At 38.8% G+C, this 23715-nt stretch carries 24 protein-coding genes and 2 pseudogenes; 25 read left to right on the top strand and 1 reads right to left on the bottom strand.

Annotation, left to right across the window (positions count from 1 at the left end; all coding sequences use genetic code 11):
* Nucleotides 1-36 precede the first annotated feature (36 nt).
* Nucleotides 37-373: pseudogene (locus tag JOC31_RS01685) on the top strand (IS5/IS1182 family transposase); the annotation flags it as partial.
* 51 nt (nucleotides 374-424) lie between these two features.
* Nucleotides 425-583, top strand: a complete 159-nt coding sequence (locus JOC31_RS01680) for a hypothetical protein (protein ID WP_205016488.1) — start codon at nucleotides 425-427, stop codon at nucleotides 581-583.
* A gap of 60 nt (nucleotides 584-643) precedes the next feature.
* Here JOC31_RS01680 and JOC31_RS01675 read toward each other — a convergent pair.
* Nucleotides 644-1057: pseudogene (locus tag JOC31_RS01675) on the bottom strand (IS982 family transposase); the annotation flags it as partial.
* Nucleotides 1058-1107: 50 nt separating this feature from the next.
* On the opposite strand from JOC31_RS01675, the gene JOC31_RS01670 reads away from it, so the two are divergent.
* From JOC31_RS01670 to JOC31_RS01560, 23 genes are all read left to right on the top strand, one after another.
* Nucleotides 1108-1419 (top strand): CPBP family glutamic-type intramembrane protease, encoded by a 312-nt coding sequence (locus JOC31_RS01670; protein WP_205016531.1) that lies wholly within the window; start codon nucleotides 1108-1110, stop codon nucleotides 1417-1419.
* A 388-nt stretch (nucleotides 1420-1807) separates the two neighbouring features.
* The gene (locus tag JOC31_RS01665) at nucleotides 1808-1999 is read left to right on the top strand and encodes a Blp family class II bacteriocin (RefSeq protein WP_205016487.1); all 192 of its coding nucleotides are present in this window, start codon (nucleotides 1808-1810) and stop codon (nucleotides 1997-1999) included.
* Nucleotides 2000-2730: 731 nt separating this feature from the next.
* Nucleotides 2731-2967 carry a Blp family class II bacteriocin gene (locus tag JOC31_RS01660; RefSeq protein WP_205016486.1) on the top strand — a complete coding sequence of 79 codons (237 nt, stop codon included), beginning with the start codon at nucleotides 2731-2733 and terminating at the stop codon, nucleotides 2965-2967.
* A 617-nt stretch (nucleotides 2968-3584) separates the two neighbouring features.
* Nucleotides 3585-4706 carry a recombinase zinc beta ribbon domain-containing protein gene (locus tag JOC31_RS01655; RefSeq protein WP_205016530.1) on the top strand — a complete coding sequence of 374 codons (1122 nt, stop codon included), beginning with the start codon at nucleotides 3585-3587 and terminating at the stop codon, nucleotides 4704-4706.
* A gap of 67 nt (nucleotides 4707-4773) precedes the next feature.
* Nucleotides 4774-5343 (top strand): GNAT family N-acetyltransferase, encoded by a 570-nt coding sequence (locus tag JOC31_RS01650; protein ID WP_205016485.1) that lies wholly within the window; start codon nucleotides 4774-4776, stop codon nucleotides 5341-5343.
* Between the two features lie 92 nt (nucleotides 5344-5435).
* Nucleotides 5436-5963, top strand: coding sequence for a YqeG family HAD IIIA-type phosphatase (locus JOC31_RS01645; RefSeq protein WP_205016484.1), 528 nt, complete (start codon nucleotides 5436-5438; stop codon nucleotides 5961-5963).
* Between the two features lie 403 nt (nucleotides 5964-6366).
* Nucleotides 6367-7488, top strand: coding sequence for a ribosome biogenesis GTPase YqeH (yqeH, locus tag JOC31_RS01640; RefSeq protein ID WP_205016483.1), 1122 nt, complete (start codon nucleotides 6367-6369; stop codon nucleotides 7486-7488).
* Nucleotides 7489-7509: 21 nt separating this feature from the next.
* Nucleotides 7510-7824, top strand: a complete 315-nt coding sequence (gene yhbY / locus JOC31_RS01635) for a ribosome assembly RNA-binding protein YhbY (RefSeq protein ID WP_205016482.1) — start codon at nucleotides 7510-7512, stop codon at nucleotides 7822-7824.
* A 42-nt stretch (nucleotides 7825-7866) separates the two neighbouring features.
* On the top strand, nucleotides 7867-8499 hold the full coding sequence (locus JOC31_RS01630; RefSeq protein WP_205016481.1) for a nicotinate-nucleotide adenylyltransferase: 633 nt from the start codon (nucleotides 7867-7869) through the stop codon (nucleotides 8497-8499).
* Nucleotides 8496-9089, top strand: a complete 594-nt coding sequence (gene yqeK, locus JOC31_RS01625; protein WP_205016480.1) for a bis(5'-nucleosyl)-tetraphosphatase (symmetrical) YqeK — start codon at nucleotides 8496-8498, stop codon at nucleotides 9087-9089. The genes JOC31_RS01630 and yqeK overlap by 4 nt, the downstream gene beginning before the upstream one ends.
* Nucleotides 9090-9443, top strand: coding sequence for a ribosome silencing factor (rsfS, locus tag JOC31_RS01620; protein ID WP_205016479.1), 354 nt, complete (start codon nucleotides 9090-9092; stop codon nucleotides 9441-9443).
* A gap of 310 nt (nucleotides 9444-9753) precedes the next feature.
* A complete protein-coding gene (locus tag JOC31_RS01615; RefSeq protein WP_239551617.1) occupies nucleotides 9754-10497 on the top strand; it encodes a class I SAM-dependent DNA methyltransferase in 744 nt (247 codons plus the stop codon).
* Between the two features lie 9 nt (nucleotides 10498-10506).
* Entirely contained in the window at nucleotides 10507-11610 is a 1104-nt protein-coding gene (locus JOC31_RS01610; RefSeq protein ID WP_205016477.1) for a nucleotidyltransferase, read from the top strand.
* Between the two features lie 223 nt (nucleotides 11611-11833).
* Complete coding sequence (locus JOC31_RS01605; RefSeq protein ID WP_205016476.1) at nucleotides 11834-13795, top strand: peptide ABC transporter substrate-binding protein; 1962 nt, start codon at nucleotides 11834-11836, stop codon at nucleotides 13793-13795.
* A gap of 199 nt (nucleotides 13796-13994) precedes the next feature.
* Nucleotides 13995-14888: a helix-turn-helix transcriptional regulator gene (locus JOC31_RS01600; protein ID WP_205016475.1), complete on the top strand. Its 894-nt coding sequence runs from the start codon at nucleotides 13995-13997 to the stop codon at nucleotides 14886-14888.
* A 320-nt stretch (nucleotides 14889-15208) separates the two neighbouring features.
* Nucleotides 15209-15862, top strand: a complete 654-nt coding sequence (locus tag JOC31_RS01595; RefSeq protein WP_205016474.1) for a hypothetical protein — start codon at nucleotides 15209-15211, stop codon at nucleotides 15860-15862.
* Nucleotide 15863: 1 nt separating this feature from the next.
* Entirely contained in the window at nucleotides 15864-17372 is a 1509-nt protein-coding gene (locus JOC31_RS01590) for a hypothetical protein (RefSeq protein WP_205016473.1), read from the top strand.
* Nucleotides 17373-17739: 367 nt separating this feature from the next.
* Nucleotides 17740-18845, top strand: a protein-coding gene (locus tag JOC31_RS01585) for an IS3 family transposase (RefSeq protein WP_205016472.1) whose coding sequence is annotated in 2 segments (ribosomal slippage) — nucleotides 17740-18016 and nucleotides 18016-18845 — 1107 coding nt in all. Because the reading frame shifts where the segments join, the coding sequence is not laid out codon by codon here.
* Between the two features lie 138 nt (nucleotides 18846-18983).
* A complete protein-coding gene (locus JOC31_RS01580; protein ID WP_205016471.1) occupies nucleotides 18984-19556 on the top strand; it encodes a hypothetical protein in 573 nt (190 codons plus the stop codon).
* A gap of 125 nt (nucleotides 19557-19681) precedes the next feature.
* Entirely contained in the window at nucleotides 19682-20524 is an 843-nt protein-coding gene (locus JOC31_RS01575; RefSeq protein ID WP_205016470.1) for an SDR family oxidoreductase, read from the top strand.
* 153 nt (nucleotides 20525-20677) lie between these two features.
* Nucleotides 20678-21394 (top strand): YebC/PmpR family DNA-binding transcriptional regulator, encoded by a 717-nt coding sequence (locus JOC31_RS01570; protein WP_205016469.1) that lies wholly within the window; start codon nucleotides 20678-20680, stop codon nucleotides 21392-21394.
* A gap of 165 nt (nucleotides 21395-21559) precedes the next feature.
* Nucleotides 21560-22246, top strand: coding sequence for a gamma-glutamyl-gamma-aminobutyrate hydrolase family protein (locus tag JOC31_RS01565; RefSeq protein WP_205016468.1), 687 nt, complete (start codon nucleotides 21560-21562; stop codon nucleotides 22244-22246).
* Nucleotides 22247-22428: 182 nt separating this feature from the next.
* Nucleotides 22429-23499 carry an MmcQ/YjbR family DNA-binding protein gene (locus JOC31_RS01560; RefSeq protein WP_205016467.1) on the top strand — a complete coding sequence of 357 codons (1071 nt, stop codon included), beginning with the start codon at nucleotides 22429-22431 and terminating at the stop codon, nucleotides 23497-23499.
* The last annotated feature ends 216 nt before the right edge of the window (nucleotides 23500-23715 follow it).

The raw sequence follows: 23715 nt of genomic DNA, 5'->3' as shown, positions 1-23715 counted from the left end.
AGTCCTTGGAAATTATTTTCCAAGGGCTTTTTTCTATTCACGACCTACGGAAAAAATTACAGCCGTCGTTTCCAAGAGAAAGAGACCATCTCTGAGATTTTCAATCAGGTCTTAAATCAGGCTTTGATAGCTGGCTTGATTGATCCGAGTGAGATTTTTGTGGATGGAACTCATATTAAAACTGCTGCTAACAGTCACAAGTACCGCATGGAAATGGTGGAACAACAGGCTAAATTCATGAGTGACCAGCTTGAACTAGAGATTGACTTGGATAGGAAAAAACACGCAAAAAAAATCGCTAAAGTTCGCCAAAGAAAGCGAGGCTAAGGAAAAGAAAATTTCTACTACTGACCCAGAAAGTGGCTGGTTTCATTGGTGGTAGCACGGCGTTTTGCTATAATAAAGTTAGTTAAGGAAAAAGAATGTGAAAAAATGGTTAATATTTATCAGTACAATTATTATTGTAGGTATTGCAATTAAAGTGATTTTTACATTAAGTGGAATTTATCAAACTTTATTTATCATAGCAGGATTAACTATATATCTTTTGGCTGCTCTGAACGAGTATAAAAAGATTAGATAAGCCTGCAATAATTACACTGTACAATATCAACGTAAATAAAAGTAATTTAAACCCCTGGTGCTAGTTTATTTCAAAATATCTCAAATTATAGGCTAATATGATTTGTTCAATACGCAATTGCAATCCTGATAGGCTTCTAGTTAATGTCTGTTCGATATTAAAATGAGCACATAACTCCGAAAATCGGGTTTCAATAGTTCGTCTCATAGCCATCAATTTCCAATGGTTATGTTGCTTAGCTCCAGCCATATTCTGACGCAGAGGTGTCCAAAGATGATAACCTCTCTGTTTTAACTCTTCTTTAAGTTGTCGGCTAAGATAACCTAAATCAGCTAAAATAAAGGACTGTCGGCAATTATCTAGCAACTCGTCCACTACTCTAATATCATGAATAGAAGCAGGGGTCACAACATAATTTAGAATATAACCTGACAGGGTGACCAGCATATGGACTTTAAAGCCGTAAAACCACAGCACTTATATTGTATATTCAAGGTATTAAAAATGAACTAGCACCAGGGGTAATGATTATCTGTGTTGTTGCCCCTATTTACGAAGAAATTCTGTTTCGATACCTTGTAATGAAGAAGTTTGTCAAACAATTTAGTGGCATCTCGAGTATCCTTTTGTCCGCGATCTTATTTAGTTTGGGACATTTACGCCAACCCTCGATCACAGATTTTATGACTTACTTTGTAATGGGGATAATTTTCTCTGGTATATACTGGTATACACAATCGATTTATTATTCTATAACATTACATATCATTTGGAACAGTTTGCCCTATATTATTTATTTTTTGGTATTTGTTTTAGATCTAGTCATTAAACTATGACCTTCCCCTACAATTCACTATATCAAACTAAGTGCAACAAATTATTCATCTTACCAAAGCTAATCTAGCCTAAACTGCTTGAGCATACTCAAGCAGTTTTTTATCGTGGTATATTCTGCAATAGAATATAAAGTGGCTACTTTCCAATCGTAAGTGATAATCAAAACTACCTGAATAGGAAAGATATCTTGGATCTTACAAAAATGAACACTTAAACGATCAATTTAATATCCCAAGAGGAAAATTTTTCCATTTAGGAAAGTTAAATGACTGTTCAGGAAATGGGAAAAATATCTATCAAGGAAGTGCTATACTAAACTCGTCAAGGTTGCAACCCGACAAGATAAAATATTATATCATACAGGAGATTTTTATCATAAATACAAGAATGGAACAGTTTAACGTGCTCAATGCAGATACTCTTGCGACCGTTGAAGGTGGCGTTTCAACAGTTTGTGTTGCTACAATAGCTGGAGGTGCAGCTTGGGGCGGCAGTAGAGGACTTGCAGGAGGCTTAGTAGGTGGTGCTATTGGTACGGCAGTCGGGGCAGCAGCGGGTGCAATTATTGGTTGTAGATAAATATTAATTAAAAGAAAGGGATTAAAAATGTATTATACTTTAAAAGAGTCAGAACTGATAAGTATTTCTGCAGGAGCTTCAAAAAATAATTGTGTTTGGGGAGTTATGGCAGCAGCAGGAGGTGGGTTTATTGCAGGGGCTGCAATAACTGGTCCTTTAGGCGTATTTGGCGGGGCGATGGCAGGGGTCGGGGCTGCAGTTGCCTGGTGTAAATAGGTTAATTAAAGTGAGAAAGTTTAATTTAGCTGCTTTTATAATGACTTTAGGCTTTTTATTGGTAATTATTTTTCCAATTTTCCCCAAATCATTTAAAGACTATGTTTTGCTTTCAAGTTCAGGACTAACTTTTTTGCTAATATTTCTTATTTCTTATATAAAGAAAAAATAATGTACTAACCCCAAAAAGTTGGATATTTTATTTAAAAGAAGAACTTCGTCCTGTGAAATACAGGATGAAGTTCTTTCCGCCTTGGCTTAATTCTTTTATTGTAGTAAAAAAGAAAAACGTCCAAATCTTAAATGGTAGACGAATCATCTTTAACGATAAAAGCTCCCTGAAAATAAATGCTTAAACGGTCTCTTAACTTCTCAAACTGTAAAATTTTCCCTTTTAGGAAAGTTAAATGACTATTCAGGAAATGGGAAAAATATCTTTTGAGGAAGTGCTATACTAAACTCGTCAAGGTTGCAACCCGACAAGATAAAAATAATATTTTTAGGAAGTCTTCCTTATGGATACAAAAACATTTGAACAATTTGATATGATGAGTGATGTGCAACTTTCAACTGTTGAAGGTGGAGGCTGGAGATGTGCTGCTGGTGCAGGCGGAGGAGCACTAACAGGATTAGCAGCTGCAGGTATTGGAATTCTTGCTGCTAGTAATCCAGTAGGCTGGGTAGTAGGAGGCGTTATTGTTGGTTCTGCTACTGCTGGAGGTGGTTTGACAGGTGCAGCAACGTTTTGTTAAGCTTAAACGATTCTTAAGGATTCTATGGTTTGTATGGATAATGTTTATACTTGTCATAATTTATAGAAGTTATGATAGCAATCCAAAGGTAATCTTTGTATTGTACAGTATAGGGCTACTACATTTTCCTTTAATGATTTCTTGGTTAAATTCTAGAGGAAGAAAATAGAGTATCATATTTGTTAATTTTCCCTTTGCAGCTGGATATACTTTAGGCGCTGCAATTTGTTCTGGGACAGTAGTTGGAGGTGTTGGTGGACTGACCTATGTTGCTAATTAATGATAAGAGCGACAACACTGTTATTCCTCTAGTAGCTTTAGCCACTTCTTTAGGGTATTTTGGGGGACATAATCGTTTTCTTTTCTTATTAACATTAATATTTTCACTTTTATCATTATTTGATATTAAAAATAATTGATAGTGTAAATCATAACCACCCGTCAAACGGGTGGTTTATTGTTTCTCACCTTCGGAGCGAAATGGACTAAAGTCGCATAATAATATCGTGAACCCTGATAGGATGCTAGGACAAATTATCCCTACTTGTGTAGCTTTAGTAACAGCTACTATATGACCGTTAGGTGCAGAAGAAGATGGAAGTGCTTGAAGATAAAAACTGGAGAGCTATAAAAGAACAAATGTTTCCCGTTTAGGACGTTTCAGTGCCTGTTTGGGATTTAAACGATATTTTGATTTTAAAATATGTATAATAAGGTTGGATAATTATGGAGAAGAAGATCGATATTATATCAAAAATAATCACGAAGCAATTATTAGTGAGGAAGACTTTAATAAAGCTCAAGAGATTCGTTTAAAACGTTCAGGGAGACGAGGTAGAATTGGACAGACTTCAGGCAAACCTCAAAGATACTCTAGAATGTATGCGTTTAGTAGCTTACTAGAATGTGGTTTTTGTCAGTCCGTAGTGGCAAGACGTTCTTGGCATAGTGGTACAATTTACCATAAAGTTATTTGGCATTGCCAAAGAGCAATTAAAAAAGGGAAAAAATATTGTCCTCATAGCAAGGGAATAAGTGAAAAAGCTATTGAGACAGCGTTTCTTGAAAGTTTTAGATTGTTATATCAGAATAATGATAGTATTGTTGAACTGTTTCTAAATACTGTGGAGGAAGAAATAAGGGACAATTCTTTAGAATTAGAACTTAAGAGGATTGAAAAGAAACTGCAGAAGCTAAAGAATCAAGAACGTGAAATAATAAAAATGAAACTTGAAAATCGAATTAGTGATACCTTGTATGATGAGCAGTTTCATGATATTATGAAACAAAATGATAAATTAGTTGATTCAAAACTAAATATTGAAGCTAACTTACGAACAGATGTAGGAGTGAAGGAACGCTTAGAATCATTTTGTAAACTTTTAAAATCAAAACAACTGATTACAGAATTTGACCGTGCAGTTTTTGAGAGTCTTGTTGAAAAGGTAATTTTGGGAGAAGTATTGGATGACGGTACAATAGATCCAGCAAAAATTACTTTTATTTATAAATCTGGAGACGAATCAAAGATGAATGGAAAAATGTTTAAAGACAAACGGAAAAATGCAAAGAAGTCTAGTACAGACACTGAGCAAGAATGGTGTAGTTTTCAAGAAAACAGCAATAAAATTTTGTTTCCCCAGTCCATAGACAGCAAGGACGGAGGCTGTGGTGAGACTAGTTCAACGCTAATGGCAACTTTTTGTCCGTTGAAAGGGATAAGTGATTATTCTATGTAAAAGGTATTCTCTATCTAGGTGATGGGGAATCTTTTTCGAGATAAGAAACGGTGTGTTATGGAGGAGAATGATGATAAGAATTCGAACGGTTGACCTAGAAGATACGAGAGATTTGTTGGCTATCTACGCCTATTACGTCAAAGAAACAGCGATTACTTTTGAATATGACGTTCCCAGTCTCGCCGAGTTTCAGGAAAGAGTTCGACAGATTTCAGCTTTTTACCCTTATCTGGTGGCTGAGGAGGATGGCCAAATCTTAGGCTACGCCTATGCCTCAGCTTTTCATGAGAGAGCAGCCTATGCCTGGTCAGCAGAAAGTGCTATTTATCTTGCTAAAGATGCTCGTGGAAAAGGACTAGGAAGCCTCCTTTATGATCGTTTAGAGGACTGCCTCAAGAAGATGGGAATCTTAAATCTAAATGCCTGTATCGCGACGACCGGTCAGGAAGATACTCATCTGAACAATGGCAGTCAGAAATTCCATGAAGCTAGAGGATTTAGCTTGGTTGGGAAATTTCATCAGTCAGGTTATAAATTTGACACTTGGTATGATATGATTTGGATGGAAAAATGCTTAGGAAACCATCAGACGCCAGCTATCGCAGTCAAGTCAATTCATGAGGTAGCTGAGCAGTAATCAGCCTCTTATGAATTGTCGTAGGCTCTCTTTAGCCAAAATAGGACAACTGTGCTATAATAAAGGGTAAAATCTAATTTTTGGAGAAGATAGTGAGTATTGACGATTATAGGCCGACCTTTGTGGTTGAGGCTGTTTATGACTTGAAAGCAGAGGACTTGTTGCGTCACGGTATTCATGCCGTTTTGGTGGATTTGGATAATACCTTGATTGCTTGGAATAATCCAGATGGTACCCCAGAATTACGTAAGTGGCTCGATGAGATGCAGATGGCAGATATTTCTGTTGTAGTGGTTTCTAACAATAAGTATTCACGCGTTGAACGTGCGGTGGATCGTTTTGGTGTTGACTTTGTTAGTCGCGCCATGAAGCCTTTTACAAGAGGAATCAGGATTGCCATGGATCGCTATGGTTTTGATCTTGATGAGGTTGTCATGGTTGGCGACCAGTTAATGACGGATATACGAGCGGCACATCGTGCGGGGATTCAGTCAATTTTAGTGCGACCTTTGGTTAAGTCTGACGCTTGGAATACCAAGTTTAATCGCTGGCGCGAACGTCGAGTTTGGGCCAAATTAGAAGCCAAATATGGAAAAATAAGTTACAAAAAAGGCATCTAGGAACATTAGACTAGTGTGTCTGAGGTTTTGTATCATGTTTATCAGAACACGGGACTAATTTTCTCAGAAAAAAGATAACTCTTCCTAGATGCTAAAGCATCTTCGTCAGATTTCCTATTTTTCTACGAAAATTTCTATCAAGCTGGAAGGTCCCTTTGTATCATGTTTATTTGAACACGCCCTAAAAACTCGGAATTTAGATAAATCACCTTGTGTACCAGCACACTGCGTTGATTTCCTAAAATTCAGTCGTTTTTGACGGGCTTTGTATCATATGTATTCGAACACGGGCTAAAAAGCTAGTGAAAAAGATGAGCTGACTAGAAAATCAAGATTTTCTGTCATCTCCCTATTTTCATAAGCTTTTTGTAACGCCCTTTGTATCATCATAAAAAGGAATTTAATGGAAGAATTATTATTTTGTATCGGTTGTGGGGCTCAGATTCAGACAACGGATAAGGAAAAAGCAGGTTATACACCTGCCAGTTCGATCAAGAAAGCAGAGGAAACAGGTGAGCTTTATTGCCAACGTTGTTTCCGTTTGCGTCATTACAATGAAATCGTTGATGTTCACATCACAGACGATGAGTTCTTGAAACTGCTTCACGAAGTGGGTGATAGCGATGCTCTTGTGGTTAATGTCGTTGATATTTTTGATTTCAACGGCTCAATCATTCCAGGCTTGTCACGTTTTGTCTCTGGGAATGACGTGCTTTTGGTTGGGAATAAAAAAGATATTTTGCCAAAATCAGTCAAAGACGGCAAGGTAACCCAGTGGTTGACGGAGCGAGCGCACGAGGAAGGTATGCGCCCTTTGGATGTTGTCTTGACCTCTGCTCAAAACAAGCAAGCTATTAAGGATCTCATTGCCGCTATCGACAAACGCCGCAAAGGGCGTGATGTCTATGTGGTCGGCGTGACCAACGTTGGAAAATCAACACTGATCAATGCTATCATTCAAGAAATCACAGGTGACAAAGACGTCATCACGACCTCTCGTTTCCCTGGGACAACTCTGGATAAGATTGAGATTCCACTAGACGATGGTTCTTACATCTTTGACACACCAGGGATTATTCACCGACACCAGATGGCACATTATTTGACAGCGAAAAACCTCAAATATGTTAGTCCTAAAAAGGAAATTAAGCCCAAGACTTACCAGCTCAATTCTGAGCAGACCCTTTTCCTCGGCGGATTAGGACGTTTTGATTTTGTTTCTGGAAATAAGCAGGGCTTCACCGCTTATTTTGACAACAACCTCAACCTTCACCGTACCAAACTTGAGGGAGCTGACGCTTTTTATGACAAGCACGTGGGCAGTCTTTTGACCCCGCCAAATGATAAGGAAGTCACAGACTTTCCAAAACTGGTTCGTCATGAGTTCACTGTTAAAAACAAGATGGACATCGTCTATTCAGGTCTTGGTTGGATTCGAGTACAGGGTTCAGAAGAAACCCCTGTTGTTATCGCTGCTTGGGCACCAGAAGGTGTCGGAGTTGTTATCCGCAAGGCTTTGATTTAAGAAAAAAATAAAGGAAATACTATGCTTACAAGTAAACAACGTGCTTTTTTGAAATCAGAAGCACACACATTGAAACCGATTGTTCAGATTGGGAAAAACGGTCTGAATGACCACATTAAAACCAGTGTTCGTCAAGCGCTTGATGCGCGTGAATTGATTAAGGTGACCCTTCTTCAAAATACAGACGAAGACATTCATGAGGTTGCTGAAATCTTGGAAGACGAGATTGGTTGCGATACGGTTCTTAAAATCGGACGTATCCTCATTCTCTTTAAAGAGTCAGCTAAAAAAGAAAACCGCAAATTATCACCAAAAGTTAAGGCATTGAAAAAATAAGTCTATCAAAAACAGACAACATTCTCTGCAAAGGAGGTAGGTATGGCAATTGAATTACTGACACCCTTCACCAAGGTGGAGTTGGAAACAGAAACAAAAGATAAAAACCGTAAACAGGTCGGCATTTTAGGAGGAAACTTCAATCCTGTCCACAATGCTCACTTGGTCGTTGCCGATCAGGTGCGTCAGCAGTTGGGTTTGGATCAAGTCCTTCTCATGCCTGAGTACGAGCCACCTCACGTGGATAAGAAAGAAACCATCGATGAAAAGCATCGTTTGAACATGTTGCTCTTAGCAATCAATGGGGTTGAAGGTTTGGATATCGAGCCTATTGAGATTGAGCGTAAGGGCGTTAGCTATACTTACGATACCATGAAGCTCTTGACCGAAGCTAACCCTGATACAGACTATTATTTCATTATCGGAGCAGATATGGTGGAGTATCTTCCTAAGTGGCATCGCATTGACGAGTTGGTCGAGATGGTTCAGTTTGTTGGTGTTCAGCGTCCCAAGTACAAGGCTGGAACGTCTTACCCTGTCATTTGGGTGGATGTTCCTCTTATGGACATTTCATCAAGCATGGTGCGTGATTTTATCAAAAAAGATCGCACACCCAACTACCTCCTACCTGCCCCTGTCCTTGATTATATTAAGAAAGCAGGACTTTACAAATGACCTATGAGGCTTATGTTGGCATCAGCCGTGAGGAGCTTTTGGAAAAAATAGCAGAGCAGATGAGTGAGCATCGCTTTCAGCACGTCTTAGGCGTTGAGAAGGCAGCCATTCGTTTGGCAGAGCTAAATGATTATGATAGGACAAAAGCGGGTTTAGCAGGACTTTTGCATGACTACGCCAAGGAATTGCCAGATCAAGCTTTCTTGGACTTGATTGACAAGTATGACCTAGACCCAGAGCTTAAACATTGGAACAACAATGTCTGGCATGGTATGGTCGGCATTTACAAAATCCAAGAAGATTTGGGCGTGACAGATAAGGACATCCTACGTGCGATCGAGATTCACACCGTAGGTAGCCGTCAGATGACGACACTTGATAAGATTGTCTATGTGGCTGATTACATTGAGCATAATAGAGATTTTCCTTTGGTGGCAAAAGCGCGTGAGATAGCAGAGCAGTCACTGGACAAGGCTGTGGCTTACGAGACGGTCAACACCGTTGCCTTTCTAGCTCAGAAAGCGCAGCCGATTTACCCACAGACGATTGAAACGTACAATGCTTTTTGCAAGTATTTGAAAGAGGATTAAATGGATAAAAAAGAATTACTAGAATTAGTTGTTAAAGCCGCTGATGAAAAGCGTGCTGAAGATATTATTGCCCTTGATTTGGCTGGTTTGACGAGCCTGACAGATTATTTTGTCATCACAAGTGCGACTAACAGCCGTCAGCTTGAAGCCATCGCTGAAAATATTCGTGAGAAGGTCAAAGAAGCTGGTGGAGACCCAAGCCATGTCGAAGGCGATAGCAAGGCTGGCTGGGTACTGCTTGACTTGAATGACGTAGTGGTTCACGTCTTCTCAGAAGATGAACGTGACCACTACAACCTTGAAAAACTCTGGCACGAAGCACCGATTGTGGATGTGACCGAGTATCTTGATTAAGTAATAGAAAATAAGAGGATGGAACAACAGTTCCACACCTCTTAATTTTTATAGTTTAACTGACAAGTCGCAGTGGTTGGGAGAAACCCTGTCAGCTTTAGCTGACTTAGGGTTTCCCCGGCAAAGTTCATTAGGCACTTTAGTGCCAATGAACCACTGCTGACTGGGCTTTAAAAAGTTGATTTATCAACTTTTAAAGCCCTACTCAACTGTGCGGAGGTGGGATGACAAAATCAAATTCCTCTATTGATTTGCTAAAAACATCTCCCAGATGTTTTTACTATCCCACTCTCTTTTCTGGAGAAATGATATGAACAAAAATTACGAAACCTTTGCACGTGTCTACGATGCTATTATGGATGATACCCTTTATGACAAGTGGACAGACTTTTCGCTCCGCCATTTGCGAAAGACAAAGGAGAGAAAGAAACTCTTGGAGTTGGCTTGTGGGACTGGCATCCAGTCGGTGCGTTTTTCGCAGGCAGGCTTTGAGGTGACTGGGCTTGACCTCTCTCAAGAGATGTTAGACGTGGCTCAAAAGAGAGCAGCTTCAGCCAAACAGAAGATTGACTTTATGCAGGGCAATATGTTGGACTTGTCTCAGGCTGGGACCTACGACTTTGTGACCTGCTACTCAGACTCTATCTGCTACATGCAGGATGAAGCCGAGGTCGGCGATGTCTTTAAGCAGGTCTACGATTGCTTGGAGGAGGACGGGGTCTTTATCTTTGATGTACACTCTACTTACCAGATTGATGAAGCTTTTCCGGGCTATTCTTACCATGAAAATGCTGACGATTTTGCCATGGTCTGGGATAGTTACGAGGACGAGGCACCTCACTCTGTTGTCCATGAGTTGACCTTCTTTATTGAAGAGGAAGACGGACGCTTTAGCCGTTATGACGAAATTCATGAAGAACGCACCTATGAAGTCTTGACTTACGACATCCTCCTCGAACAAGCAGGCTTTAAATCCTTTAAACTCTACGCAGACTTTGAAGACAAGGAACCGACAGACACTTCCGCCAGATGGTTCTTTGTCTGTCAGAAGTAGGAGTATCCTATGACCATCACTGGCATTATCGCCGAATTTAATCCTTTTCACAATGGGCATAAATACCTGCTGGAGCAGAGCAGTGGGACCAAGATTGTCGTCATGTCTGGTAATTTTATGCAGCGTGGCGAGCCTGCTCTCATTGACAAGTGGACACGAACTCAGTTGGCTCTGGAAAATGGTGCGGACTTGGTAGTCGAGCTGCCTTTTCTTGCCAGCGTTCAGTCGGCAGACTATTTTGCTCAGGCTGCTGTGGATATTTTGACGCGTCTGGGCATTGATACCCTGACCTTTGGCACGGAAGAAGACTTGGATTATACACAGATTTCACAGGTCTATGGGGAAAAAGAGAAGCAGATGACGGCTTTTTTTTCGACGCTTCCAGATAGCCTGACTTATCCACAGAAAACGCAAGTTATGTGGGAAAATTTTCTTGGTCTCAACTTCTCGGGTCAGACGCCAAATCATATCTTGGGACTAGCCTATGCCAAGGCTTGCGCTGGAAAGAATATTCAATTACAGCCTATTAAGCGACTAGGTGCTGGTTTTCATTCGGAGAGTAAAGAGGAGGAGATTGCTTCTGCGACAGCCATTCGTAAGCATATCTCAGACAAGTCCTTTGTGGAAAAGGTAGCCCCTAGTTCAGACTTGATTTTAGCTTGTCCACAGGTGTCATGGGAGAACTACTTTGACTTGCTCAAATATCAGATTTTGACGACAAGTGATTTAAGGCAATTTTTCCAAGTCAACGAGGAATTAGCCAGTCGTATCCGCTCTGCTATTAGGAGCGTAGCGACTGTGGAGGAATTGGTGGAAAAAGTAGCTACCAAACGCTACACCAAGGCGCGTGTGAGACGCATCTTGACCTACATCTTGGTGGGAGCTGTGGAAAAACCTTTGCCACAAGCTATTCATGTCTTGGGGTTCACTGCAAAAGGGCAGGCTCACCTCAAGTCTGTGAAAAAGTCTGTGGACATCGTGGCAAGGATTGGAGCAGAGAGCTGGGATGATACCACGCAACAATCAGATGCTGTTTATCAGTTAGGGAATAGCAAGATAGCTGAGCAGACTTGGGGACGAGTACCAGTTCGGCTTACGAATAATCCTGATTAAAATATACATTTTCAAGAAAACGAAATGAAAATAATGAAAAGTGGTTACAATTTTCGTGAAATAACTATCGTTTTGTTCTATTTAGAGATAAAATGATAGCAAAACCTAACTTTCGATGTTAGGTTTTTTGATTTTTTTCTCTTTTTAGCATAATAAATCTAGGATAAAGGTAATTTTTTTGCTATTATGGAATAAATATTATAATGCTGGCAAAGGAGATATCATGTTAGTGAAAAAGAAAAGTCAATTAGTGATGTTATTAGCCTTATCATCTGGTATTTTAGTGGGTTGTTCAACCAACAGTAGCAGTAAGGACAATTCAACTTATCAGTATGTTTATGCAACGGACCCTGATTCATTGGATTACATCAAGTCTTATCGTGCGACAACGACTGACTATACGACTCAAGCAGTGGACGGTCTCTTGGAAAATGATAAGTACGGTAATCTTGTACCTTCTTTGGCAAAGGATTGGACGGTCTCTAAGGATGGTTTGACCTACACTTACAAGCTACGTAAGGGGGCAAAATGGTACACTTCTGATGGTGAAGAGTATGCTGAAGTCAAGGCTAAAGACTTCGTTGCAGGTGTCAAGCATGCGGCCGACTCAGGAGCAGATGCCTTGTATATGATTCAATCATCTATCAAGGGTCTTGGTGACTATGTCAATGGTAAGACGACGGACTTCTCAACAGTTGGTGTTAAGGCACTTGATGATTATACGGTTCAATATACTTTGACACAGCCTGAGAGTTATTGGAACTCTAAACTAACTAACCAGGTTCTTTTCCCAGTTAATGAAGAGTTCTTGAATTCTAAGGGAGATAAGTTTGGAACGACAGATCCATCAAGTATCCTCTATAATGGACCGTATATCTTGAAGAATTTGACTTCAAAATCTGAAATCAAATTTGAAAAGAACGAGAATTATTGGGATGCTGATAACGTTCATATCACGACAGTTAAGTATGTTTACAATGATGGTTCAGACTCAGATTCTCTTTTCACAAACTTTGATGACGGTATTTACACAGGTGTTGGTTTGAATCCTAACAGTTCAACCTACTCAGCAGCGGTTAAGAAATATAAAGATAACATTCTTTACGGTGCACAGGATTCAACAACCTACTCTCTTAACTTTAACCTAAACCGTCAAGCGACAAACTTTACTAAGAAAACAACAGATACTCAGAAATCTGATACCAAACAAGCTATCTTGAACAAAGATTTCCGTCAAGCTATCGGATTTGCTTTGGATCGTACCGCTTATAATGCACAGCGTGTTGGTGAGGATGCTGCAAGCAAATCTTTACGTAATACCTTTGTACCACCTAGTTTTGTATCAATTGGTACAGAAAACTTTGGTAGTGCTGTAGAAACTGAGTTGGCATCACTTGGAAGTGAGTGGACAGGTGTTAACCTTGACGATGCTCAAGACGGTCTTTACAACAAAGAAAAAGCACAAGCTGAATTTGCCAAAGCCAAGACAGCCTTGCAAGCTCAGGGCGTTAGCTTCCCAATTCATTTGGACTTCTCAGTTAATAAATCATACGCTGTTGGTGTTAACCAAGCTAGCTCTATCAAACAATCTATCGAAGCTAGTCTAGGTAAGGAAAATGTTGTTGTTGATATTAATCAATTGTCAGAAGCAGACTACAACAACACAACTTACTATGCACAGACTGCTAGTCAGATGGACTGGGATTTGTCTATCGCTGGTTGGTCAGCAGACTATGATGACCCATCAACTTACCTCGATGTCTACAACCCATCAAATGGTAGCTATGTCCATCAGATTGGTTTAACAGCTGGTGATACAGCAATTGCTAAACAAGCAGGTTTGGATTCATTTGAAACTTACCTTGAAGCAGCAGATGCAGAAACTAGTGATGTTATCAAACGTTACCAAGAGTTTGCTAAGGCTCAGGCAGCCTTGACAGACAGTTCTGTGCTTATCCCACTTTACTCACTAGGTGCGAACCCAGTAATCACTAAGATCACGCCTCACACTGGTGCTTACTCTTGGACAGGTACTAAAGGTTCTGTTACTTACAAGTATAAGAAAATTCAATCAGAAGCAGTGACAGCTAGTGATTTTGCTAAATCACGCAAGAAATGGCTAAAAGAAAAAGCAAAATCAAATGCTGAATACGAGAAAAATCTAGCTAAGCACATCGCAGATTAAGTCCTGTGGTTTAATTGATGGTTAGCAAAACTGATAAAAACTAGCTCAACACCAAAGTTGAGCTAGTTTTTGTATATCGTGATAGTAAAAATTTTAAGAAATTAATTAAAACCCCAAATAGTGTCCATGTGTTTTTGGTATAATAACATCGAAAATAAGTATTGACTACAAAAAAACTAAGGATTAAAGGTGAGTTGTAATGTTATCATCGTTTAGATTAATAGAGTTGCATGATCAGCTTAGTAAAGGAGAGTCATTAGAAAAGGCAGAGATATTAAAAAAATTTGGTATTGATGCTAAAACTTTTCAAAGAGACATTGATAGACTCAGATGTTATTACTCAGAAAAAGCTCTAGGTGATATTAAATATGATCGTCAAAATAATTGTTACAGGCTTGATTCAACGCCTAATGATTTGTCGAAGAAAGAAGTTTTTGCTTTGTGTAAAATCTTGATTGAGAGCCGAGCCTTCAATAATCAAGAATTTACAGTGATTGTGGATAAGCTATTGAAACTTTGTCAAAAAAAAGATGCTAAGCAAGTCTATCAAGCAATCAATAATGAAAGGGTAAATTATTTAGAGCTTCAGCACGGTAAGCCACTTATAGATGAAATTTGGGAACTCAGAGAAGCTATATCTGACCAACACGTTATTGAAATTACCTATCGACGTGCAGATAACAAAATAAAGCATCATGAAGTTAAGCCTGTTGGAATAGTTTTTTCAGAGTTTTATTTCTATCTTTTAGCTTTTCAAATGGATGAAACGATCAAATACCCGACAGTTTTTAGAATTGATCGTATTCGGACAGTTAGGGTTACTAATCGTACTTTCCCAATTCCGTACCGCCAACGCTTTAGTGAAGCTGAGTTTAAAAAGAGAGTGCAGTTCATGTATTCAGGGGAGTTAAAAAAAGTTCGGTTTGAGTTTACAGGTATTTTGGAGTCACTCCTAGACAAGCTTCCAACAGCTCAGATTGAAAAGGAAGTTGAAGGAGGTGTTATCGTTAGAGTTGAATCTTTTGGGAATGGAATTGAGATGTGGTTGAGAAGCCAAGGAGATAAGGTGAAGATACTAGGAAAAGGAATTTAAGATGGAAATGAGTTGATAATTTTTGGACAATTAAAAGTTATCTGATAAGAGTATTGTATTCGATTAATTCTGGTTTTGATGTATATTTTTATTCACCATTATCAGATAGTTGCAGTAATCAACAATATATATTAGGTATAAGAGGAAAAAACGTTAATTGCAATCGAACTTAATCAAAGACGGTATCTAAGATATGCAAGTAGGATTACATATAGTAATCTAGATAATAAACTTAACTATTTTGATATAGAGAGTTACTAAAAAATTGTAAGTAGTAAGCGCAAAATAATTATCAAAGTAATAAGAAAGAGGAATACAACATGATTGGAAATAATATGAAAAAATTGATTATTGTATGTGATGACAAAACTGAAAAATATGCCAATTTCCTTCGCCAGCTAATTAGCTTAAAAGATGATACGGAGGACGAAGTACTTGGTATCAAAGATGGAACTGTTGATGTTGTGGTCTGGAAAGAAAAACACTATTCTGATAATATGGCAACTATTTCTTCAAAGGTACATATACTCTTTTTAGGTAATGGTAAAGTTAGTAAAAATGAATTTAACAGTAGTATGAAAATGTATTATGACCAATTTGGTATGACATATGGCTGGTTAGGAAATCGTGGCGTGATACGTGTAACTACAGGAATTGAAGATGAGGAAGAGTACAATAAATTTGCGAAACTTTACTCAGGCTATGGCCTTAATTTTGAAAAAATCGATTTTAGAAATTTTAGTAAAACAGTCGCGGATACAGTAGATAAGAAAGCTAATGGATTATTTTCTAAGAATAAATTTTCTAAAGCAGCGATCGCAGCGGGTGGACTTGTAGCCGACGTAGCAGTAGGAGGTATTGTCGGTGGAACGGTTGTATCAGTATATAGACAAAAGAAAATGAAACAACAGCAATATCAAACATTGATTGTTGCATTTTATAGAGAAGGATTGGCTAAATTCTTGGAGGAATAATATGGATGGCTTTAGAGAAGGTATCGAATTCTTTGAGAAAAATAATAGTTCATTGCTGGGTAGCGCTCTAGGAAATCAGTATATTGATAGAGTTGAATTTGAAATAAACGAGACCGTAAAATCATTAAACGGTTTTAGTGGTACTGCTGCAAGTATCAGCACTTTAAAAGGAGACGTTGCTGAATTTTGGCATGCTGGCACATTTAATATTAAAGCAGCCGTAAGAGGTTCTAATCACCGACTTGTAGTTGATAGAAGTCATGACTTTGGTTCAGTTGATGTTAGAGGAAAAAATTTTATTTCAAAAGCAGGTTTGAAATATTATAAAGACGGTGTTACAAGTGCAAAGCAACAGTCAAAAAGTATATTTGAGCGGTATAAAGAATATCAGGCACAAGGTGGTAAAGATTCGATTGAAACATTCCTGAAGAAACGTGGTTATTCTGATACCTCCGTATTAAATAGTGCAGTTTATGCAGGACAAATTCGAGTTATACCAGCCGATCAGTTGAAAGATGCAATAGCATATTTGGAAAAGAATATTGCTAAAGAATCAGTAAATCGACCGGAACAAGTTCAAAGATTAAAAGAAACCTTAGCAATGTTAACAGATAAAATTTCTGATAATGAAGGTGTTGAATCTATCCAACTTACAGAGGCTGAATCGAGACAGATTGCTCGATTAGCTAAAGAAGGGCTTGTAGATCCTAAAAAGCTTGGATTGACAACAGAGGAGTTGATACAAGAATCAGATATTATACGTGAATCTTTCCAAGCTGGCATGTCAGCTGCTGTTGTATCTTTAGTTCTTAAGATAACTCCAGAAATACTAAAAGCCATAGATTATTTGATTCAAAATGGCGAAATAGATGAGGAGCAGTATAAAGCAATAGGTTTAGCTGCTGTGACTGGAGTGAGTGAAGGTTTTATTAGGGGAAGTATATCAGCAGCGATTACGGCTAACTGTAAGGCTGGCTTGCTAGGTTCAACGCTAAAAGAAGTTGAACCTTCGATTATCGGAATGGTGACAGTTGTTACAATGAACACTATACAAAACTCTTTTAAAGTTGCTAAGGGAGAAATGACCAGACAAGAGTTAACTGATGAACTTATAAAACAAATGTTTGTTTCTACTTGTTCACTTTATATCGGTGGAATTAGTCAAGGTATCATAGAACTTCCGGTTTTAGGCTTTATGATTGGCAGTTTTATAGGTTCAATGATTGGTTCCGTAGCCTATTCAGCAGGTTACTCGGCTGTCATGTCGTTCTGTGTTGAAAATGGTTTTACAATGTTTGGCCTAGTAGATCAAAATTATGAACTTCCGAAAGAAATTTTAGAAAAAATAGGAGTTGAGCTATTTGATTATGAAAACTTTGATTATGAAAATTTTACTCCAGAAATATTCAATGTAGCGACGTTTGATCTTCAACTATATGAGTATGAAAAGTATGATATTATTTTTTTACGTCGAGGTGTTATTGGGATTAGAAGAATCGGATATATTTAGTATCGAAAATAATATTAATCTGTGCTGCTAATTCATTTTGAATTAGGTGCTGATACGATTTGCTTGAAACACAATTGTAATCAAGTTAATAGTTTACCTAATATTTGTGTGATATCAAAATATGTACATAGTTCCCTCTATGTTTTGACACAGTGGTACCCAAAGATGGAGAATCTTCTATTTGTAGAATAAGTAGGACTAGTAATTCATTTGACCATTTTGATAATTACTTAGTATTTTATTGTAAATGATGAAATTTAGATGTATAATGTAATTCTTCTTAATAAAACTATTACCGTGAATCGGTTACACTAAACTAGACAGAATTTATAAAGTGTTCTACACTAAAGAAAACAGGAGAATAGATATGTCTAGAAAAATACGTCGCCACTTCACCGATGACTTTAAGCAACAAATCGTTGACCTCCACAAGGCTGGTATGAAACGAAGTGAGCTTATCAAAGAATATGAATTAACCCCCTCAACCTTCGACAAGTGGGTCAGACAAGCCAAAACAACTCGTTCTTTCAAGTCTATTGATAATATGACAAATGAACAACGGGAGCTGATTCAACTCAGAAAGCGCAATAAAGAGCTTGAAATGCAATTAGACATCCTAAAGCAAGCGGCAGTGATTATGGCACGAAAAGACAAGTAATCACTGCTAACAAGGATAAATACAGCGTTTCAGCTATGTGTCGTTGGCTGAACATCCCGCGCTCAAGTTACTACTACCAAGCTGTAGATCCTGTGTCAGAGGCTGCTCTCGAGGAAAAGATTAAAACTATTTTCTTTGAGAGCAAGTCCAGGTATGGAGCTAGAAAAATCAAGAAATGCTTGGAAAATGACGGCATCTTACTCTCTCGCCGTCGGATTCGTCGCATCATGAAGCGCCTAAACTTGGTATCCGTTTATCAAAAAGCAGCCTTTAAACCGCATTCCAAAGGAAAGAATGAAGCTCCTATTCCCAACCGCTTAAACAGGCAATTCGACCAAGAAAGACCACTGGAAGCCCTTGTCACCGACTTGACTTACGTCCGTGTGGATAGGCGCTGGGCTTACGTTTGTCTTATCATTGACCTCTTTAATCGTGAAATCATTGGCTTGTCAGTTGGATGGTACAAAACTGCAGAGCTCGTGAAACAAGCCATCCAAAGCATTCCTTACGCTTTAACCAAAGTCAATCTCTTTCATTCTGATCGTGGCAAGGAGTTTGACAATCAGCTAATTGATGAGGTGCTTGAAGCTTTTGGCATCACTCGTTCCCTCAGTCAAGCTGGTTGTCCCTATGACAATGCCGTCGCTGAGAGTACCTATCGTTCCTTCAAACTTGAATTTATCGACCAAGAAACCTTCCAGTCCTTAGAAGAATTAGCCCTCAAAACGAAAGATTATGTCCACTGGTGGAACTACCATCGCATTCATGGTAGTCTCAACTATCAAACTCCCATGACAAAACGAGTTATCGCTTAAAAAACACTTTATAAAAATTGTTCAGAAAAGTGTTGCCTTTTCACCGTAAAAAAAGTTAATCGAAAGGTGTAGGATGACAAAAGACGGTAGTATAAAATTAGTCAACAATTATAAATATAAAAGTAGAAGGAGAGTACTATGATCAAATATACACCTAGCTATTGTAAGGGAAAAGATATTGCAAGAGTGGCATTTGTTTTCATTTGTCCCGGACAAGAAGAAGAAAATAAGGGAAAGCCAGTTGCAGGTCAGACGGGAAAAAATTTAGAGACACTGTTGTATTTTTTGAATCAAAGTATTCCGACAGAATTTCCTACTACACAAAGGTATGATTATCGAATTTTAAATTTATCTGATAAAATTTTCTATAAAGAAAAAACAGGGATGAGTACCCCACCAGTAAACGACATTGACTCAGAGGAAAACATAAAGCGTATTATTGGTGAAATTGGAAATTGTGAAATTATTATTTTTTTCAGTAAAAACAAAAAGTATGCCAAAGTGATCGAAAAAATTAAGATTAGATTAAATTCCAACCAGAAGACTATGCGGGTAATGCATCTTGGGTTTCAATCAATAAATAGAGGAGTGAAGTGTGACAAGTTAAATAATCCAATCATTCGAGGGGATAAAGAAGGCACCTTTAAGAGACTTGAAGTTATTGCAGAAGATATAAACTGTAACTTTCTTTCGCTTGATGATACTAACTAAAATGATTAAATACGTACTAGCCGATATCAAATATCGGCTAGTTTTTGTATATCGTGATATAATGGTGGCAACTAAGAGTAGACTTTTATTTTGATAGGTCACAAGATAAGAAAAGGAGATAAGATATGACAGTACTTGCATTGACAGGCGTGACGGGTCACCTCGGTGGTTATGTGGCTAAACAGCTAGCTGAGGCGGGCGTTTCAGCTAGACATTTGGCACGTCGTCCTGAAAAGGCCGCGATTTTTGAGAATGCAAGTCTCTACAAAGCTAGCTATGAGTTTTCGGAAGGTACTGTTGCAGCCTTGGAGGGGGTAGATGTCCTTTTCATGGTGTCTGGGCATGAAAATCCCCATCGTATTGAGGAGCATAAATCCTTTATCGATAGTGCCAAAAAGGCTGGTGTGAAACACATTATCTATACTTCTTTTTACAATGCTTCCGCTGATGCCACGTTTACCCTGTCACGCGATCATGCTGAGACAGAAAGTTATATTAAGGAAAGTGGCTTTGCTTATACCTTTGTCCGAGATAATTTTTACATGGATTTCTTTGTAGAGCTTTGTCAGGTTTATGGAGAAATCAAGGGTCCTGCTGGTCAGGGTAAGGTCTCTGCAGTTGTTAGAAGTGATGTGGCAGAGGTGATTGTGGAGATCTTGAAAAATCCTATCAAGTGGGAAAATCAAGTGCTTGATATGACAGGGCCAAAGGACCTTAGCCTTGAGGAAATCGCAGAGCAGTTCAGTCAGCTAAAGGGTGTCTCTATTTCTTACATCGAAGAGACGGTAGAAGAAGCCTATAAATCTCGTCAGGTATGGCGAGCAGAAGACTGGCAGTATGATGCTTGGGTATCGACTTATACAGCGATTGCATCAGGTGAGCAGGCTGGTGTTTCTGGTGATATTGAGCGTGTACTGGGAAGAAAATCAAGGAGTCTGAAGGAATATTTGGAGAGTCAAGCCAAGTAGTGACCTGATAAAGACCTTGAATGAGATGGCGAATCGCATGATTTTCTCATTTCTTGTTTTACACCCTTCTTCCAAAGTGCTATAATAAAGGGGATTATGAATTTAGCTCTGCTATTTTCAAAAGAAAATAAATGATCAAACAGGAGAATCCTAATGGGACGTAAGTGGGCCAATATTGTTGCCAAAAAAACTGCCAAAGATGGTGCTAACTCAAAAGTTTACGCAAAATTTGGTGTTGAAATCTATGTAGCTGCTAAACAAGGTGAACCAGATCCAGAGTCAAACTCAGCTTTGAAGTTTGTTTTGGAACGTGCAAAACAAGCACAAGTGCCAAAACACGTTATCGATAAAGCCATCGATAAAGCTAAAGGAAACACTGATGAAACTTTCGTTGAAGGACGTTACGAAGGGTTTGGACCAAATGGTTCAATGATTATCGTTGATACGCTTACTTCAAACGTTAACCGTACAGCTGCTAACGTTCGTACTGCCTATGGTAAAAACGGTGGTAACATGGGTGCAGCTGGTTCAGTGTCATACATGTTTGATAAAAAAGGTGTTATCGTTTTTGCAGGCGATGATGCAGATGCTATCTTTGAGCAATTGCTTGAAGCAGACGTTGAAGTTGATGACGTAGAAGCAGAAGAAGGAACGATTACTGTTTACACTGCTCCAACAGACCTTCATAAAGGTATCGAAGCGCTTCGCTCTAACGGTGTTGAAGAATTCCAAGTCACTGAACTTGAAATGATTCCTCAATCAGAAGTGACACTTGAAGGCGAAGACCTAGAAACATTTGAAAAATTGATTGATGCTCTGGAAGCAGATGACGACGTTCAAAAAGTTTACCACAACGTAGCAGATTTTTAAGAATAAGTTATCATTTTGGGTGAGACTCTGGTCTCGCCTTTTTTGTATATCTGTTGCTGTGATAAGTTTCTTTTATCTCCGTGATAAGAAAATGGTATTGGTCAAAAGGCCAGAAAAGGTCTAAAATAGGCTTATTGAAAATGAGTGAAAGTGAGGTCGCAAAAAATGAAAAAAGTCATCGTTGGAATTACAGGGAATGAAAAGGAAATGCCAGTTATGTCTGGTATTACATTTGATGCGGTCTCACGTCATCTATCTGATGGGGTTAAAGAAGCTGGTGGCATTCCAATTATTATTCCTATTGGGACACCTGATTTGGCAGAAAGCTACGTTTCGATGATTGATAAGTTGATTCTATCAGGTGGTCAAAATGTTGATCCTCGGTTTTATGGTGAGGAAAAAGAAACTGGCAGTGACGACTACAATTTAGAGCGTGACATTTTTGAATTTGCACTTGTTAAGGAAGCACTTAAACAAGGAAAGCCAATTTTTGCAGTCTGCCGAGGAATGCAGCTGTTGAATGTAGCTTTGGGAGGAACATTAAATCAAGAGATTTCCAATCACTGGCAAAAAGAATTTAAGGGAACTGCTCATGAAGTGATTGTTGAATCAAATAGCCGTGTTAGCAACTTGGTGGCAACAGGTTCTCGTATCAATTCTATCCACCGTCAGTCGGTCAAAGACTTGGCACCTAGTTTAAAAGTGACAGCGCGCGACCCTCGCGATGGGACCATTGAAGCTTATGAAAGTAAGGACGGCTCTCCTTTACTAGGGATCCAATGGCATCCAGAACTCCTCCTTGAAAAGCAAGAAAGTCAAAGACTCTTCCACTATCTTGTGGAAGCCTTGTAGAAAATGGGATAAGACAGTCCTAGATTTAGTTGTCAAGGAAGAGAGGATTGTCCCTTCCCTTTGTAATTTTTACAGGTATTAAAAGCTCTATCAGTTCTGACTAGGTTTTATTTACGTTAGATCTTATGGGGCTGATTTTTTTGTTATAATGATAGCAGTTTTATTTAGAAAGGGGATGTGAGATGTCTTTTGAAAGTGACTTTTTTGCTAAAAAACGTCTAGTGGTTGAGCGTTTAGAATCTTTTGGTTTTATCAAGTCGCAAGACGGCTATGATTATGTTGAAAAAATCATGAATGAAGCTTTTGAGGTGCACATTCATATTGATCAAGAAGGAAATCCATCTGGTCGTGTGGTGGATTGTGATCTTGGTGAGGAGTATGTAGCGCTCCATGTCACGCAGGCAACGGGGGCTTTTGTTGGTCAGGTACGAGAGGCTTATCAAGGTATTTTAGATCGTATTGTAGAGACCTGTTTTGAAGCGCAGCTATTTGCCAAGGGACAAACGAATCGTTTGGTTGACTATATCGCAAGTACTTGGCAGGACCCGATGGATCATCCATTTAAGAAATTCCCTCATTATGCTTCTTATCGTGTAGGAGGGAAATGGTATGCTTTGATTTTTCCTTTGAAGATGAGTAAGCTTGGTCAATTTCCATCTGAAATAGCAGAGCGAGATGTGGAGGTTATCAATATCAAGGTTAATCCTGATGACATGGAAGGCTTATTGAAGCAAGATGGTATTTATCCTTCCTATCACATGTCTAAGAAAAATTGGATTTCTATCGTTTTAGATGATGGCTTAGCAGACGATGTTCTTTGGGAGTTGCTTGCTAAAAGCCGTCAACTGGTTAATCCTAATCGCCTAGCGAATAGCGATGGACCAGATTACTGGCTCATTCCTGCTAATCCCAAGTATTACGATATTGATGCTGAATTTGCAGAAAATAAGGTTATTGATTGGACACAGAAAGCTTCTATCAAAAAAGGAGATTATGTAGGGATTTATATGACAGCACCGACACGGGCACTCCGTTACCTTTGCCGTGTCTTGGAAGCAGATATCAGAAATGATGGCTATCGTGATCATCCCAATATTCAGAAACTCATGCGTATCGAACGTATTAAGAGTTTTTCAGAAGAGGTCTATACGGCTGATATTTTGAGAGACTATGGTGTGACTAATATTAGAGGGCCACGTCGTATGACGCCTGATTTAAGACTGACGCTCCAAAAAGACATTGAGGGACTGTAAAAATCTCTCAAATGATGTAATTAGAGCTATTAACTAAGGAGTTCAAGACGATTTTTGTCTCGAGCTCCTTTTTGTATTTCAAGGGATAAGGTGGTAGGGATTAGACCAGTGATGTAAAAATAGGCTCTTTGTCAACTGTAGTGGGTTGACTTATAATCAGCAGCGAGAGAGAATCAGATTGGTTCTCTCTTTTTGCATGTTTAAAGCGATGAGAAT

This window comes from Streptococcus saliviloxodontae (assembly GCF_016908655.1).
GTDB lineage: Bacteria > Bacillota > Bacilli > Lactobacillales > Streptococcaceae > Streptococcus > Streptococcus saliviloxodontae.
This window is presented reverse-complemented; position numbering and strand designations above follow the sequence as displayed.

Bases quoted from the DNA above. Each gene is read 5' to 3' on its own strand.
- JOC31_RS01560 (WP_205016467.1), top strand. From the start codon at position 22,429: ATGTCTTTTGAAAGTGACTTTTTTGCTAAAAAACGTCTAGTGGTTGAG.
- JOC31_RS01665 (WP_205016487.1), top strand. From the start codon at position 1,808: ATGGAACAGTTTAACGTGCTCAATGCAGATACTCTTGCGACCGTTGAA.
- JOC31_RS01595 (WP_205016474.1), top strand. From the start codon at position 15,209: ATGATTGGAAATAATATGAAAAAATTGATTATTGTATGTGATGACAAA.
- JOC31_RS01615 (WP_239551617.1), top strand. From the start codon at position 9,754: ATGAACAAAAATTACGAAACCTTTGCACGTGTCTACGATGCTATTATG.
- rsfS (WP_205016479.1), top strand. From the start codon at position 9,090: ATGGATAAAAAAGAATTACTAGAATTAGTTGTTAAAGCCGCTGATGAA.
- JOC31_RS01590 (WP_205016473.1), top strand. From the start codon at position 15,864: ATGGATGGCTTTAGAGAAGGTATCGAATTCTTTGAGAAAAATAATAGT.
- JOC31_RS01630 (WP_205016481.1), top strand. From the start codon at position 7,867: ATGGCAATTGAATTACTGACACCCTTCACCAAGGTGGAGTTGGAAACA.
- yqeH (WP_205016483.1), top strand. From the start codon at position 6,367: ATGGAAGAATTATTATTTTGTATCGGTTGTGGGGCTCAGATTCAGACA.
- JOC31_RS01575 (WP_205016470.1), top strand. From the start codon at position 19,682: ATGACAGTACTTGCATTGACAGGCGTGACGGGTCACCTCGGTGGTTAT.
- JOC31_RS01660 (WP_205016486.1), top strand. From the start codon at position 2,731: ATGGATACAAAAACATTTGAACAATTTGATATGATGAGTGATGTGCAA.
- JOC31_RS01610 (WP_205016477.1), top strand. From the start codon at position 10,507: ATGACCATCACTGGCATTATCGCCGAATTTAATCCTTTTCACAATGGG.
- yqeK (WP_205016480.1), top strand. From the start codon at position 8,496: ATGACCTATGAGGCTTATGTTGGCATCAGCCGTGAGGAGCTTTTGGAA.
- yhbY (WP_205016482.1), top strand. From the start codon at position 7,510: ATGCTTACAAGTAAACAACGTGCTTTTTTGAAATCAGAAGCACACACA.
- JOC31_RS01650 (WP_205016485.1), top strand. From the start codon at position 4,774: ATGATGATAAGAATTCGAACGGTTGACCTAGAAGATACGAGAGATTTG.
- JOC31_RS01605 (WP_205016476.1), top strand. From the start codon at position 11,834: ATGTTAGTGAAAAAGAAAAGTCAATTAGTGATGTTATTAGCCTTATCA.
- JOC31_RS01570 (WP_205016469.1), top strand. From the start codon at position 20,678: ATGGGACGTAAGTGGGCCAATATTGTTGCCAAAAAAACTGCCAAAGAT.
- JOC31_RS01600 (WP_205016475.1), top strand. From the start codon at position 13,995: ATGTTATCATCGTTTAGATTAATAGAGTTGCATGATCAGCTTAGTAAA.
- JOC31_RS01670 (WP_205016531.1), top strand. From the start codon at position 1,108: ATGATTATCTGTGTTGTTGCCCCTATTTACGAAGAAATTCTGTTTCGA.
- JOC31_RS01580 (WP_205016471.1), top strand. From the start codon at position 18,984: ATGATCAAATATACACCTAGCTATTGTAAGGGAAAAGATATTGCAAGA.
- JOC31_RS01565 (WP_205016468.1), top strand. From the start codon at position 21,560: ATGAAAAAAGTCATCGTTGGAATTACAGGGAATGAAAAGGAAATGCCA.